The following is a 13703-nucleotide window of genomic DNA, read 5'->3' on the forward strand; positions in this document are numbered from 1 at the left end:
CGAGGTCACGGCCTGGTGATGTGATTCTTTGCTGGTGATCACGTGGGTCTAGTCACTTAGGGTCGTTTCCAGGGGGTTGGCGTGTCCGGCCCTCAGCGTTACCTGCATCATCGTTAGGAAGGAGCCACGTTCGACCAGGGGAACACGGGGGGCGCGATGATGCTGGCGGTCTCGGGGGGAAAACGGCAAAGGGCGCGGAGCCGGATGGCCGCGGCGGCGCTCGAGTACGCCGAACTCGGATGGCCTTCCAGCCTGGGGGCGCATTCTCCGATCGACGGTGACCGAGCGTGTTCGTGCGACCGGATGGGATGTCCCGACCCCGGCGCCCACCCCGTGTCGGCCGCCTGGGCGATCCAGGCCTCGACCGACCCGGCGGTGCTGAGACGCTGGTGGTCCGAGCGTCCCGAGGCCAACATCATCCTGCCCACCGGGCGGGTGTTCGACGTCTTCGACGTACCGGCCGCCGCCGGCGCCGACGCCCTCGAACGGATCGCCAGGGACGGGCTGCGGGTGGGCCCGGTCGCGGCGGTGGGCGACGACCGGCACCTGTTCTTCGTGGCCACCCGCGGCGCCCCCGACGACGAGGACGAGTGGTGGTCGTGCCATCTCGACTGCTCGCCCGAGACCGTCGCCGAGACGCCGGGCATGCGCTGGCACTGCCGCGACAGCTACGTGGTCGCCCCGCCGTCGATGCTCCCGTACGGCCGTGAGATCACCTGGATCAGGACGCCGGACGGCGGCCCGCTGCCCGACCCCCTCCGGCTCCTGGAAGTCCTCTCCGACAGCTGTGAGGCCGCCGGGTAGCGATCAGCGCGGGGCACTGATCGATCCCGTCTTGCCCCACCTCGAATAGGACGTCTGCAGCGACTGCGTGCGCCCGCCCTGGCCCAGCCTGATCCGGATCTGCACCGGCAGCCCGGCCCGGTCGAGCCGCAGCGAGAACGACAGCTGCTCGGCCTTGGCGGCCGAGGCCAGCCGGGTGAGCTCGGCGCTGCCGCCCAGCGCGCTGACCGGCACCGTGCCGCGGTAGATCCCGCCCGACTGGTTCAGGCTGGTGCTGGCCCGCAGCAGCACCGCGACGTTGTCGGCCGCCGACCCCGCCCGCACCTGGCCGGCGAGGGCCGCGTACCCGCGCCCGCCGCCCGCGAGCGAGGTGTTCTGCCACCGCTTTCCGGCCTGGACGTAGGCCGCGTCGCCCACCAGCACGGCCCGCGTGCGCTTGCGCAGCGCCTTCGCGCCGCCGGTGACGGTCATCGTGTACGAGGGAGCCGCGCCCGAGACCGTCGCGAACGAGCCCTGCGCCCACGCCGGGCCGCCGCAGCAGCCGCTGCGCCGGAAGACGAACGAGGCGTTCGGCGCCTGGGCGGTCGCCTTGCTCACCTTGTCGGCCAGGCTGGTGGCCAGCGCGGTGCCGGCGGAGGCGGGGGAGGGCGTGCCGCTGCCCGCGGGGGACGGCTCGGGCCGCGCGTCGTCGTCACCGCCGCCGTCGTACAGCACCGCGGCGCCCAGCACGCCGCCGACGATGACCACGGCCGCCACCAGGGCGGCGACCAGCCGGGACCGGGACCCCCGGACGGAGGGCGGCGAGATCGGGTTGCCGCGGGGCGTGGTGATCCGCGACGGCTTGGGCTCCGGGCGCTCGGCGGTCTGCGCGGCCAGCTCCGTCAGCCGGCTGCGGCCCTGCGCCTCCCAGGCGAGGCCGTACGCGGCGACCGCGGCCTCCTCGACCGCGCCGAGCATGTCGGCGGCCGTCTTGGGCCGTTCGTCGGGGTCCTTCGCCAGGCCCCGCGCGATCAGGTCGCGCAGCGGACCGGGCACCTCCTCCACCGGGATGGCGGCCTCGCGGTGGGCCTTGGCCAGCCCGGACTGGCTGCGGGCGCTGAACGGGGGCCGCCCGGTCAGGCACTCGAAGAAGATCGCCGTGGCGGCGTAGAGGTCCGTGGCGACGCTCGGCGCCTGCCCGTCCCACAACTCGGGCGCCGCGTACGCGGGACCGGACTGCGCGGCCGACGCCTCGGGCGCGAGCCCGAAGTCGGTCAGCCGCCCGTTGCCCTCGCCGTCCACGAGGACGTTGCCCGGCCGCACCGCGCCGTGGACGACCTCCCGCTCGTGCCCGGCGGCCAGGCCGGCCAGGATGCCGCCCAGCATCGCCAGCGCGGCCAGCGGGCCGGTCGGGCCCTGCGCGGCGAGCATCCACCGCATGCTGACCCCGTTGACGCGTTCCATGACGACCGCGGCCCCCTCGGGGGTCTCCACGAAGTCATAGAAGTCGACGACGTTGGGGTCCTCCAGCTGGGACAACCGCCGCGCGGCCGCCCGGAAGGCCGCCAGGAACTCCTCGTCCCCCCGGAGCCGCCGATCGAGATACTTGATGGCGACCTTGGTCTGGGTGAGGTCGTCGACGGCCAGCACGACTCGACCCGACGCGCCGCTCCCCAGGTCCCGGACGTGCGTGAAGCCCGGGACAGTCCAGCCGTCAACCACGTTGAGAGCCCATCCCTCCGATACGGCCGGCGCCGCTACGAATGAGGCGTCGGGTAGCAGCCGCGACGCCGGTGTACTTGGTGGAATATCGGCCGGTTACGGCCGAGGTCAAGGGCTGTCGCCAAACTGGAACTGAGAGACTGGGCGTGTGACTGGCATCGAAGACTCCGAACGGCTTTTCGATCGTGCGAATCAGGTGGTCCCCGGCGGGGTGAACTCGCCGGTGCGGGCCTTCCGGGCGGTGGGCGGGACACCGCGGTTCATGACGTCGGCGAGGGGGCCCTACCTCACCGACGCCGACGGGAACGACTACGTCGATCTCATCTGCTCGTGGGGCCCGATGATCCTCGGGCACGCGCATCCCGCCGTCGTCGAGGCGGTCCAGCGGGCGGCCGCGCTCGGCACCTCCTATGGCGCCCCGACTCCAGGCGAGGTGGAGCTGGCCGAGGAGATGGTGGCCCGGGCGCCGGTCGAGAAGGTCCGGCTGGTCAACTCGGGCACCGAGGCGACGATGTCGGCGATCCGGCTGGCGCGGGGATTCACCGGCCGCTCCAAGATCGTGAAGTTCGCCGGGTGCTACCACGGGCATGTCGACTCCCTGCTGGCCGCGGCCGGCTCGGGCGTCGCCACGCTCGGGCTGCCCGACACCCCGGGGGTGACCGGCGCCACGACGGCCGACACGATCGTGCTGCCGTACAACGACGTCACCGCGATCGAGGAGGCGTTCGCCGAACACGGGCACGAGATCGCCTGTGTGATCACCGAGGCCGTCCCCTGCAACATGGGCGTCGTCCCGCCGCTGCCGGACTTCAACGCGCTGCTCAAGGCGCTGTGCGAGCGCAGTGGCGCGCTGCTGATCATCGATGAGGTCCTCACCGGCTTTCGGGCCTCCCGGTCGGGCTGGTACGGCATCGAGGGCGTGCCCGGTGACCTCGTCACGTTCGGCAAGGTGATGGGCGGCGGGCTGCCCGCCGCCGCCTTCGGCGGCCGTGCCGACATCATGGACCACCTGGCGCCCGCGGGTCCGGTCTACCAGGCGGGGACGCTGTCGGGAAATCCGCTGGCCACCGCGGCGGGTCTCGCCACCCTGCGGAACGCGACGGACGAGGTGTACGCGGCGATCGACTGGTCGGCCGCGCTGGTGGCCGAGGCGGCGTCGGCCGCGCTGGCCAAGGAGGGCGTCCCGCACCGGCTCCAGACCGCGGGCAACCTCTTCTCGGTCTTCTTCACCGACGAGGTCGTCGGCGACTTCGCGGCCGCGCAGCGCCAGGACTCCAAGGCCTACGCGGCGTTCTTCCACGAGGCCCTCGACCGCGGCGTCTACCTGCCGCCGTCCTCGTACGAGGTGTGGTTCCTCTCGGCGGCTCACGACGAGGAGGCCCTGGAGCGCGTCACCGACGCCCTGCCCCATGCCGCGCGCGCGGCGGCACAGGCCAGGGAGACGTCGTAGCGGTCAGCTGACCAGGGGCTTCAGGTGGGCCAAGGCGGTCAGGGCGGCGGCCACGGGCTCGGCGGCGGGTGCGTGCAGCGGGGTCCGGACCGTGGGCTCGTCGATGATGCCGCGGTCGGCCAGGGCCGCCTTGAGCACCGCGGGTGACGGCTCACTGAAGAGGGCGTCGGTGAGCGGCATCAGGGCGTTGTGCAGGGCCAGGGCGCGGGCGTGGTTGCCGTCGCGGACGGCCTCGGCCATCGCCGCGTAGGCGGCGGGCGCGAGGCAGGCCGACGCGGTGATCCCGCCCGCGCCGCCCAGCTGCAGCATCGGGTAGAGGTACGCGTCGTCGCCGGCGAGGATCGCCTTGCCCGGCTTGGCCGCCAGCAGCCGCAGCGTGTCCGCGTCGATCGCGCCGGCGCAGTGCTTGATCCCGCCGACGCAGTCGAGGGCGAGCAGGCGGAGCAGGGTCTCGGCCGTGAGGTGCTTCCCGGTACGGTACGGGATGTTGTACGGGATGAGCGGCACGTCCACGGCGGCGCCGATCGCGGCGAAGTGGTCGAGCACGCCCTCGTCGGACGGCCGCAGGTAGTAGGGGACCACCACGAGCAGGGCGTCCGCCAGGCACATGCGCTCGCGGGCCTGCTCGATGGAGGTCTCGGTGCCCATCGTGCCCGCGCCGACGGTCAGCGGGGTGCCGTGCTCGATCGACACCGCGCGGCAGGTCTCCAGGACCGCGCGCTGCTCGGCCGCGGTCAGCAGGGGGGCCTCGCCGGTGGTGCCGAGGGCGACCAGCCCGGCCGCGCCCTGCTCCAGGCAGTGCCGGGCGAGGCGTTCGAGCGACTTGGTGTCGACCTCGCCGGAGTGGGTGAACGGGGTCACCAGGGACGCGTGGACGCCATGCATGATTCTCACCTTGATCGCTGGAGGGGCGGGGATCACTTGGAGAGCACGGGCTCGGGGGTGGCGAGGGGCGGCTCGGCGGCGGGGGCCACCCGGCGGCGGACGCTGCCGAGGGCCACGCCGCCGACGATGAGCGCGGCGGCGAAGAGCCGCACGGCGCTGACGCTCTCGCCGAGGACCACGACCGTGGAGGCGATGCCGAACGGCGGGACGAGCAGCGCGTACATCGCCACCGTGCCCGCCTCGTAGCGCCGCATGAGCCAGCCCCACGCGCCGAAGCCGACCAGCGTCGACAGGTAGGCGATGTAGGCCAGGGACGCCCAGGCCTCCCAGGGCACGTCCCTGAACGCGTCGAGGTCGGCGGACGGCCCCTCGAAGATCAGGGAGAGCGCGAGCAGCGGCAGCGGGGGGACGAGGGACATCCACACCATGAAGCCGACGCTGTCGACGGGCTCCTCGGTGGACTGGCTCATCATCCGCATGAGGACGTTGCCGAGCCCCCAGGAGGCCGCGGCGCCGATGGTCAGCAAGAACGCGGTGATCGGGCTGCCGTGCCCGAAGTCGACGCCGATCAGCGTCACGCCGAAGAGGGCGATCAGCATGCCGGCCGCGGTGAGCGGCCGGGGCCGCTCGCGCAGCAGGCCGAACGCGAACACGGTCGTGAAGAGCGCCGCCGACTGGAGCAGCACCGACGCCAGCCCGGCCGGCATCCCCTGCCGCATCCCGAGGAACATCAGGCCGAACTGGCCGACCCCGATCGCCAGGCCGGGCAGGACGATCCATTTCCAGGCGACCGGCGGCCGCCGCATGAAGAAGACCGCGGGCACCGCCGACACCACGAAGCGGAGGGAGGCGAACAGGAGCGGGGGGAACGTGTCGAGCCCGGTCTTGATCGGCACGAAGTTGAAGCCCCAGATCGCGGCGATCACGATGGCGAGCAGCAGGTGGCGCGGTGACATGCACTTATGCTGGCGGGCCAGTCGTTTTAGGACAATCTAGAATTAGTTGACAGCTCGCTTTAGAGTTACTTCATGCTCGATTTGGAACGCCTGCGCGCGCTGCACTCCGTCGCGACGTACGGCTCGGTGAGCGCCGCGGCCGATGTGCTGCACGTCACCACGTCCGCCGTGTCCCAGCAGCTGGCCAAGCTCGAACGCGAGACCGGGCAGAAGCTGCTGGAGCGCAACGGCCGCGGCGTCCGGCTGACCGACGCCGCCGAGCTGCTCGTCACGCACGCCGATCGCATCCTGTCCCTGGTCGAACGGGCGCAGGCCGATCTGGAGGCCCACCGGGGCGCCGTGGTGGGCGAGCTCGCCGTCGCGGCCTTCCCGACGGCCATCCGCGGCCTCATGCCGGCCGCGCTGCACGGCCTGCGCGCGGACCATCCCGATCTCCGCGTGCTCGTGGCCGAGGAGGACCCGATGCAGAGCATCCCGCGCGTCGTGCGCGGCGATCTCGACATGGCGGTCGTCCAGGACTGGAACAACGAGCCGCTGCCGATCCCCGAGGGCCTGCTGCGCGGCACGATCTGCTACGACGTGGCCGACGTCGCGCTGGCCGCCGGTCATCCGCTGGCCGATCGCGACGAGGTGGAGCTCAAGGAGCTGGCGGGCGACCCGTGGATCAGCTCCACGCCGGGCAGCATCTGCTGCGACTGGCTCACCCACACGCTGCGCTCGATCGACGCCGAGCCGCGCATCGACCACCAGGCCTACGAGTTCGCCACCCAGCTGACGCTGGTCGGGGCTGGGCTGGGCAACGTCATCCTGCCCCGGCTGGGCCGCTGCGACGTGCCCGAGGGGGTGCGGGTCGTCCCGCTCAAGACCTCCCTCTCCCGCCGCATCTACGCGGTCTGGCGGGAGGAGGCGGCCCGGCGGCCCGCCATCCGCGCCGCCATGGACGCCCTGCGCGTCGCCGCCCCCACCGCGTCCGAGGCGCCCGGCCAGGGCGACTAATGATCATTTGAGCTACCTTTCCTCCTGTTCGTCCGGATGTGGCGGTGGAGGAGGATTGCTTCGTGGACGGCTGGCGGATCCCCGGCTTCCAGGAGGTGCGCCCCCTGGGCGAGGGCGCCCAGGGGCGGGTCGTGCCGGCTCGGCACACCGATTCCGGCGCCCCGGTCGCGATCAAGAGGGCGTGTTCATGAACGACCGCGCCGCCGGCGGGCTCGTCTTCGCTCCCGCGAGGGTCGAGTTCCTGGAGCCGGGCATGTACGACGTGATCCGCACGGGCGACTTTCAGCCGGTCGTGCTCGCTCCGGCGGTGCGGTTCTACGGATACGGGCTCGCACCGGAGGGCGGCGAGAGCAAGATCATCAAGACGCCGATGAGCCGGGCCGCCTTCGACGAGGCCGTGGCCAGGACGCGGGAGAAGGCGGGCCGGAAGATCAGTGGCAGCCTCACGTGGAACGTCCGGTACGACCAGACGGGACAGGTCGTCGAGGCGGCGCGGAAGCCCCAGGACCTCTGATGGGATCATGACCAGGTGACGTACGAGCTGGTCATTTGGCATGAGGACGCACCGATCGCCCGCGACCGGGCCGCGACGGCGTTCGAGGAGGCCGCCCCCGACCCGGCGGTCGCAGCGTTCGCCAAGGAGTTCGCCGAGCGTTTCCCGGACGTGGAGGTGTCCGCCGAAGGTGAGCGTTTCGCTCGCGTGCGCATGGCGCCCGAACGCGCAGACGAGGTGTCGGCGCAGGTCTACGAGCTCGCAAAGGCGTTCGGGTTGACCTGCTACGACCCGCATCGCGGGCTGGTGCACAACCTCGGGCCCACCGGGGCGTACAAGGGCATGCAACTGCACACGGGCGACGGCGTTCAGGTCGTCGATCCCGACCTGGGGCTCGTCCGAGACGTGCTGGAACGGCTGTCCGACCAGAATCCGTTCGCGGCCCTGGTCGTCTTCGGCCAGCACTTCATCCAGGTCGCGCCAGAGCCCGGTGGCTACGAACTGGAGTACAAGGACAGCGTCCAAGGAAAGCTCCACCGGACCCACGTGGACGACCTGGCCGAGGTCCAGCGCGCCTTCGACGAGTACGCCCGCGATGATCGGGCCTTCCTCGGCCGCCACACCTGGGAGGGGTGATTCAGGGCCCGGGGGAGGGGCCCTGAATCACGTGGCTCACGGGGCGGAGAGCGCCTCCGTGGGCGAGAGCCGGGAGGCGCGAACGGCGGGGTAGAGGCCCGCCAGGGCGCCGATCGCGAGGGTGGCGCCGATGCCGCCGAGCACCGCCCACGCGGGGATGACGACCGGCCAGCCCTGGTAGAGGGCGTAGCCGCCGGTCACCAGGCTGCCGATCAGCGCGCCGCCCGCCCCGCCCAGGGCGGAGAGCAGCAGCGACTCCGCCAGGAACTGGGTACGGATCTGCCCGCGCGTCGCCCCGAGCGAACGGCGGAGCCCGATCTCCGAGCGCCGTTCCAGCACCGAGATGACCATGGTGTTGGCCACCCCGACACCGCCCACGAGCAGCGCCACCGCGCCGAGTCCGAGTAGCAACCCGGTGAGGGCCTCGTCGGCGGCCTGCCGCGCGGCGAGCGCGTCGGACGGACGGGACACCTCGACCTCGTTGGGCGCCTCCGGGTTGGCCGTGGCGCCCAGAACGGACCGCACGGCCTCGACGGACGCGTCGTCCGAACGGGTGAAGACCGTCGTCGGATGCCCGTCGAAGCCCAGCTCGGACTCCGCGACCGGCCAGCCGACCAGTGCCGCGCTGTTGAGCTCCTCGGCGAGCGGGGCCGGTTCGAGGATGCCGACGACGGTGAACAGCTCGCCGCCGATCACCACCTGGGTGGCGGGCCCGGCCCGGCTGACGCCGAGCTTCTCCGCGGCGGTCGCGCCGAGCACGGTCGCCGGGTAGCGGCTCGTCGCCTCGTTCAGCCAGGTGCCGGCGCGCAGCTTGGCGCCGACCGCCTCGCGCAGGCCGGTCCGGGCGGCGTAGGTCGCGATCCCGCCCGTCTCCGCCTCGTCGATCTTGCTGTTGCGGTAGACCTTCGCCTCGTCGATCAGGCCGATCGCCGAGACCGTCTGAACCGGCGCGATCCGGGCCACCATCGCCTCGGCCTCGTTCGGCAACTGGGCCTCGTCGCCGGTCAGCGTGTTGCCGGGCGTGACCTTCAGCAGGTTGGTCCCCAGCGACGCCAGGGTCGCGTCGAGGTCGGCCCGCGACGACGAGGAGATGCCGACGACGGCGACCATCGCCGCGATGCCGATGGCGATGCCGAGCGCGGACAGGAACGCCCGCATCGGGCGGGTGCGCAGGCCCACCGCGCCGACCTTGACGACGTCCCCGGGCCACATCCGCGCCGGTCTGAGGGAGGCGCCCATCGCCGCCATCAGCCCACCCCCGCCGCGAGCAGATCGGGCTGCCCCGAGTCCGCCACCACCAGGCCGTCGCGCATCCGCACCTGCCGGGGCAGCCCGGCCGCGATGTCCCGGTCGTGCGTGATGATCAGGACCGTGGTGCCGGCCGCGTGCAGCTCGCGCAGCAGCGACATCACCCCCGCGCCCGAGGCCGAGTCGAGCGCCCCGGTGGGCTCGTCGGCGAGCAGCAGCGCGGGCTCGCCCGCCACGGCCCGCGCGATGGCGACGCGCTGCCGCTCACCGCCCGACAGCTCGTGCGGGTGGTGGTCCATGCGATGCCCCAGCCCGACCCGCTCCAGCGCCGCCGCCGCGCGCCGGCGCCGTGCGGCCGGGCGGTGCCCCGAATAGAGAAGCCCGTCCGCCACGTTGTCCAGCGCCGCCGTGCCCGGGGCCAGATGGAACTGCTGGAAGACGAAGCCGATCCGGCTCGCCCGCAGCGCCGACAGCTTGGCGTCGGAGAGCTCGCCGATCTCGTAGCCGTCGATGTGCACCGTGCCCGACGAGGGCCGGTCGAGCGTGCCGAGCACGTTGAGCATGGTCGACTTGCCCGACCCGGACGGGCCGACGATCGCGGCCAGCTCGCCCGCGCCGATCTCCAGCGTGACGCCGCCGAGCGCGGTCACCCCGCCGGAGTAGCGCTTGGTCACGTCCCGGAGGGAGATCATTTCGGCATCCCCACGGTCGTGCCCTCGGCGATCCCCTGGCCGGAGACCTCGACCTTGCCGTCCGCGAACAGCCCCGTCTTGACCGGGACGTAGGACGAGGTGGCGCCGTTGACGACCTCCACGCCGAACCCGCCCTCCTGGAGGGCCAGCAGCGCCGCGACCGGCACGGTGAGGACGTCCTTGCGCGTCCCGGCGGTGAACGTGACGTCCACCGAGGCCATGGCGTAGTCCGCGGCCGCCTTCTGGGCCTTGGCGCCCTTGAGCTCCACGACCACCTCGACCTTCGTCGACGCCTCCTCGTTCTGGCTCGCCGGCTGGATCACCGTGGAGACCTTGTCGATCCGGCCGGGCACGGTGGTGTCGTCGGGCAGCGTCACCTGGACGGTCGCGCCCTTCTTGGCCAGCCGCTGGTCGGCGGTCTCCAGCTCCACCGTGACGGCCTTGTCGGTCCCGGTGTACGAGAGCACCTTGCTGCCCGGACGCGTCGGATCGCCCTCGCCCGCGTGCACGGTCTCCACCCGGATCTTGCCGGGCGCGAAGACGACCCGGCCGAGCTCGACCTCGCCCGTCTCCTCCAGGCCCTTGTCGTCCTGCCACTCGCGTACGGCGTCGGCGGTGTCCCCGGTGTACTCGTCGTCCACCGTGAACCCGTCGTAGCCGAGGGCGCTCAGGTTGCGTTCGAGCTGCTTGACGTCCGACCCCTCGACGCCGGACCGCAGGGTCCGGTAGGCGGGCTTCGACCCGTACATGAGCAAGACGGGGTCGTCGTCGACCTTGTAGAGCGGCTTGCCCCGGCTGATCTCGCTGCCGCTGTCCGGCAGGGCCGTGAGCGTGCCGGACAGCCTGCTGGTGGCGGTGCTGGTCGTCCCGAAGCCGAGTTGCCCGTCGGCATCCTGGGTGTCCTTGAGCGTCTGCTTGGACACCTTGGCGGTCTTCGGCGGCAGGTCGCTCGCCGTCGTGCCGCCGTCGCCGCCGCCCCGGCCGAGGACCAGCACCGCCGCGACCGCCACGCCTCCGGCGGCGACGACGGCGACGGCCGAGATGAGCTTCTTGCGGGACCGCCGCCGCCGCTTTTCCGCCCCCCTCCCTCCCGGAGGGGGTGGTTCCTCAGGCGCGGCCGGCTTGGCCTGCCCGTCGACCCCCTGCTCGCCCACAGCCGTCACTGCCCGGCCCCGCCGCCGTTGCCGCCGCCGCGCTGCATGATGGACATGCAGGCCTTCTGGGCGGTCTCGAGATCGGGGTCATCTCCGACCTCTTCCTTGTTGATGAAGACGCCGCGCTGGCCCGGCTTGGGGTTGGGGAACTTCTCCACACCCTTCTCGCGCATGCACTCGGCGAACTTGAGGCTCCGCTTCTCGGCCTCGGGGTCCGAGCCGGGGGCGGCGTTCTGCATCGGGTTGAACTCGCGGCAGGCCTCCTGCGCCTTGTCCACCGTGGACTTCGGGGTCTTCCCGTCGAGCTTGAGCTGGATGCCGCCGCCCGGCTTCGGGTCGTCCATCGGGACACCGTTCTTGCGCATGCACTCGGCGTACTTGATCCCCCGCTCGCCCGGGCTGAGCGACGGGGCGCCGGTGCCGCCCGCCTGCTTGCCGTTGTTGACGCTCGCGACGCCCGGCTCCTTCTCGTCGCCGCCGCACGCGGTGAGGGTGAGGGCCAGTGCCAGCGGGAGGGCCGCGAGCGCGCTCATCGTCTGCCGTCGCATGTGTCTTCTCCTCGATCAGGCCGGATCCGTTCCGGCGAATGACCGGCATGCAACCCGGCCCCACGTTTCCCCTCCGTTTCTCGCGGCCCTAACAGAAAAGAAACAGGCCGATCGTCACTATGAACCCGAGGCGGATCGAGAGGACCGGGACAGATGCGGGTGCTGGTGGTGGAGGACGAGCGGTTGCTCGCGGACGCGATCGCCGAGTGGCTGCGGGACGACGCCCACGCGGTCGATCTCGCCTACGACGGGGCGGCGGCGCTCGAACGCGTCGCGGTCAACGACTACGACGTCGTCGTGCTGGACCGGGACCTGCCGATCGTCCACGGGGACGAGATCTGCCGGGAGCTCGCCGAGGCGGAGTCGGCCGTCCGCGTCCTCATGCTGACCGCCGCGGCGGAGGTCACCGACAGGGTCGCGGGGCTCGGCATCGGCGCGGACGACTACCTGACCAAGCCGTTCGCGTTCCCGGAACTGGCCGCCCGCGTCCTCGCGCTCGGCCGCCGCTCCCGTCCCGCCGCGCCGCCGGTGCTGCGCCGTGCGGGGATCACGCTGGATCCGGCACGCCGGGAGGTGTTCCGGGACGGACGCTACGTTCCGCTGGCGCGCAAAGAGTTCGCCGTGCTGACCGAACTGCTCCGCGCCGAAGGGACCGTCGTCTCCGCCGAACGGCTGCTGGAGAAGGCGTGGGACGAGCACGCCGACCCGTTCACCGGGGCGGTCCGGCTCACCATCCTCAAGCTGCGCCGCAAGCTCGCCGACCCGCCCGTGGTCGAGACCGTCAAGGGAGTGGGGTACCGGATCCGATGAGGTTGAAGCGCCTGCGGCGACGCCGCGTCTCCCTGCGTGCCCGGCTCACGCTGACCTACGGCGGCCTGTTCTTCGTGGCCGGGCTGCTGCTGCTCGGCGTCACCTACGTCCTGTTCGACCAGCAGCTCGCCCAGCGCGGCGGCCAGAAGTATCTCGCGCTCACGCAGACGGACAAGTCCGGCGCGAAGACCACGGTGACGCGGTCGCTGCCGGCCGCGCCGGGCCCGAACGACCGGCTCATGTCCGCCGACATGGAGCGCTACCTCAAGGAGGAGCGGGACAAGCTGCACGACGCCGCCGCGACCTCCCTGGTCACGCAGGGCGGGTTGTCGTTGCTGGCGGTCGGCGGCCTGGCGGTGGGCTTCGGCTGGCTCATCGCCGGCCGCGTGCTCGCCCCGCTGAACAAGGTCACCGACACCGCGCGGCGCATCGCGAACGCGCCCGCCGCCGACCACAACCTGCACGAGCGCATCGCGCTCGTCGGCCCGGACGACGAGGTCAAGGAGCTCGCCGACACCTTCGACACCATGGTCGAGCGGCTCGACCGGTCGTTCGACGGGCAGCGCCGCTTCGTCGCCAACGCCTCGCACGAGCTGCGCACCCCGCTCACGCTGGGCCGCGCGCTGGTCGAGGTCGCCATGCACCGCAAGGCCGCCTCGCCCGACGTCGTCCAGCTCGGCGAGACCCTCCTGGAGATCAACTCCAGGCACGAACGCCTGATCGGCGGCCTGCTCCTGCTGGCGCGGTCGGAGAACGAGATCACCGACCGGGCCCCGGTCGACCTGGCCGACGTCGTCGGGCACGTCGCCGCCCAGACCGCCCGCGAGGCCGGCCAGGCCGAGATCACTATCCGCGAGGAGCCCGGCGAGGCGCTCACCTCGGGCGACGCGCTCCTCCTGGAACGCCTCGTCCAGAACCTCGTGGAGAACGGCATCCGGCACAACTCCGGTCCCGGCGGCTGGGTGGAGGTGGGCAGCCGTACCCGTGCCGGCCAGGTGGAGCTGACCGTCAGCAACTCGGGCCCCGCCGTCCCGCCCTACGAGATCCCCGCCCTCTTCGAGCCCTTCCACCGCTTCGACAGCGACCGCCTGGTCACCGCCAAGGGCGCCGGTCTCGGGCTCTCCATCGTCCGGTCCATCGTCGGCGCCCACTCTGGCCGGATAGCCGCGAGCCCCCGTCCCGGCGGCGGCCTGGTGGTCACCGTCACCCTCCCCGCCTGCCCGGCGGACGCCCGCGACGACGTCCGCCCGGACAGGCAGGTAGAGATCATCCGCACCTGAGGGCCGCTTCCGGCCGCCTGCGGTCAGGTGAGGTCGGGGGAGGGTTCACGAAGGGCGCGCGGGTACCCTGG

15 protein-coding genes are annotated in these 13703 nt (G+C 72.4%); 8 read left to right on the plus strand and 7 right to left on the minus strand.

Features of this window, described 5'->3' with window-relative positions; all coding sequences use genetic code 11:
• The first annotated feature begins 159 nt into the window (after nucleotides 1-159).
• Nucleotides 160-804 (plus strand): bifunctional DNA primase/polymerase, encoded by a 645-nt coding sequence (locus ACGFNU_RS06525; protein ID WP_392591027.1) that lies wholly within the window; start codon nucleotides 160-162, stop codon nucleotides 802-804.
• Between the two features lie 3 nt (nucleotides 805-807).
• Here the strand turns inward: ACGFNU_RS06525 and ACGFNU_RS06530 are convergent, their stop codons facing one another.
• Nucleotides 808-2484 carry a serine/threonine-protein kinase gene (locus ACGFNU_RS06530; RefSeq protein WP_392590748.1) on the minus strand — a complete coding sequence of 559 codons (1677 nt, stop codon included), beginning with the start codon at nucleotides 2482-2484 and terminating at the stop codon, nucleotides 808-810.
• 148 nt (nucleotides 2485-2632) lie between these two features.
• On the opposite strand from ACGFNU_RS06530, the gene hemL reads away from it, so the two are divergent.
• Nucleotides 2633-3934, plus strand: coding sequence for a glutamate-1-semialdehyde 2,1-aminomutase (gene hemL / locus ACGFNU_RS06535; RefSeq protein ID WP_392590750.1), 1302 nt, complete (start codon nucleotides 2633-2635; stop codon nucleotides 3932-3934).
• Between the two features lie 3 nt (nucleotides 3935-3937).
• On the opposite strand, the gene ACGFNU_RS06540 is transcribed toward hemL, so the two are convergent.
• Nucleotides 3938-4819 (minus strand): dihydrodipicolinate synthase family protein, encoded by an 882-nt coding sequence (locus ACGFNU_RS06540; RefSeq protein WP_392590752.1) that lies wholly within the window; start codon nucleotides 4817-4819, stop codon nucleotides 3938-3940.
• A gap of 32 nt (nucleotides 4820-4851) precedes the next feature.
• The gene (locus ACGFNU_RS06545; protein WP_392590753.1) at nucleotides 4852-5775 is read right to left on the minus strand and encodes an EamA family transporter; all 924 of its coding nucleotides are present in this window, start codon (nucleotides 5773-5775) and stop codon (nucleotides 4852-4854) included.
• Between the two features lie 72 nt (nucleotides 5776-5847).
• Here ACGFNU_RS06545 and ACGFNU_RS06550 point away from each other — a divergent pair, with 72 nt between their 5' ends.
• The 4 genes from ACGFNU_RS06550 to ACGFNU_RS06565 all read left to right on the plus strand — a co-directional run bounded on the left by ACGFNU_RS06550 (nucleotide 5848) and on the right by ACGFNU_RS06565 (nucleotide 7900).
• Entirely contained in the window at nucleotides 5848-6771 is a 924-nt protein-coding gene (locus ACGFNU_RS06550; RefSeq protein WP_392590755.1) for a LysR substrate-binding domain-containing protein, read from the plus strand.
• A gap of 62 nt (nucleotides 6772-6833) precedes the next feature.
• A complete protein-coding gene (locus tag ACGFNU_RS06555; RefSeq protein WP_392590757.1) occupies nucleotides 6834-6962 on the plus strand; it encodes a hypothetical protein in 129 nt (42 codons plus the stop codon).
• A complete protein-coding gene (locus ACGFNU_RS06560) occupies nucleotides 6959-7285 on the plus strand; it encodes a hypothetical protein (RefSeq protein WP_392590759.1) in 327 nt (108 codons plus the stop codon). Before ACGFNU_RS06555 ends, ACGFNU_RS06560 begins: the two co-directional genes overlap by 4 nt.
• 15 nt (nucleotides 7286-7300) lie before the next feature.
• The gene (locus tag ACGFNU_RS06565) at nucleotides 7301-7900 is read left to right on the plus strand and encodes a hypothetical protein (protein WP_392590761.1); all 600 of its coding nucleotides are present in this window, start codon (nucleotides 7301-7303) and stop codon (nucleotides 7898-7900) included.
• Between the two features lie 36 nt (nucleotides 7901-7936).
• Here the strand turns inward: ACGFNU_RS06565 and ACGFNU_RS06570 are convergent, their stop codons facing one another.
• Genes ACGFNU_RS06570 through ACGFNU_RS06585 form a run of 4 tightly spaced genes read right to left on the minus strand, consistent with a single transcriptional unit; the run spans nucleotide 7937 to nucleotide 11542 of the window.
• A complete protein-coding gene (locus ACGFNU_RS06570) occupies nucleotides 7937-9139 on the minus strand; it encodes an ABC transporter permease (RefSeq protein WP_392591028.1) in 1203 nt (400 codons plus the stop codon).
• 8 nt (nucleotides 9140-9147) lie between these two features.
• Nucleotides 9148-9840: an ABC transporter ATP-binding protein gene (locus tag ACGFNU_RS06575; RefSeq protein ID WP_392590763.1), complete on the minus strand. Its 693-nt coding sequence runs from the start codon at nucleotides 9838-9840 to the stop codon at nucleotides 9148-9150.
• Entirely contained in the window at nucleotides 9837-11003 is a 1167-nt protein-coding gene (locus ACGFNU_RS06580; protein ID WP_392590765.1) for a peptidoglycan-binding protein, read from the minus strand. Before ACGFNU_RS06580 ends, ACGFNU_RS06575 begins: the two co-directional genes overlap by 4 nt.
• The gene (locus tag ACGFNU_RS06585; RefSeq protein WP_392590767.1) at nucleotides 11000-11542 is read right to left on the minus strand and encodes a hypothetical protein; all 543 of its coding nucleotides are present in this window, start codon (nucleotides 11540-11542) and stop codon (nucleotides 11000-11002) included. Before ACGFNU_RS06585 ends, ACGFNU_RS06580 begins: the two co-directional genes overlap by 4 nt.
• A 153-nt stretch (nucleotides 11543-11695) precedes the next feature.
• Here ACGFNU_RS06585 and ACGFNU_RS06590 point away from each other — a divergent pair, with 153 nt between their 5' ends.
• Both ACGFNU_RS06590 and ACGFNU_RS06595 read left to right on the plus strand, forming a co-directional pair.
• Nucleotides 11696-12352: a response regulator transcription factor gene (locus ACGFNU_RS06590; RefSeq protein ID WP_392590769.1), complete on the plus strand. Its 657-nt coding sequence runs from the start codon at nucleotides 11696-11698 to the stop codon at nucleotides 12350-12352.
• A complete protein-coding gene (locus ACGFNU_RS06595; RefSeq protein ID WP_392590771.1) occupies nucleotides 12349-13632 on the plus strand; it encodes a sensor histidine kinase in 1284 nt (427 codons plus the stop codon). Before ACGFNU_RS06590 ends, ACGFNU_RS06595 begins: the two co-directional genes overlap by 4 nt.
• The last annotated feature ends 71 nt before the right edge of the window (nucleotides 13633-13703 follow it).

Origin of the sequence: Spirillospora sp. NPDC048911 (genome assembly GCF_043198015.1) — a bacterium.
Taxonomy (GTDB): domain Bacteria; phylum Actinomycetota; class Actinomycetes; order Streptosporangiales; family Streptosporangiaceae; genus Spirillospora.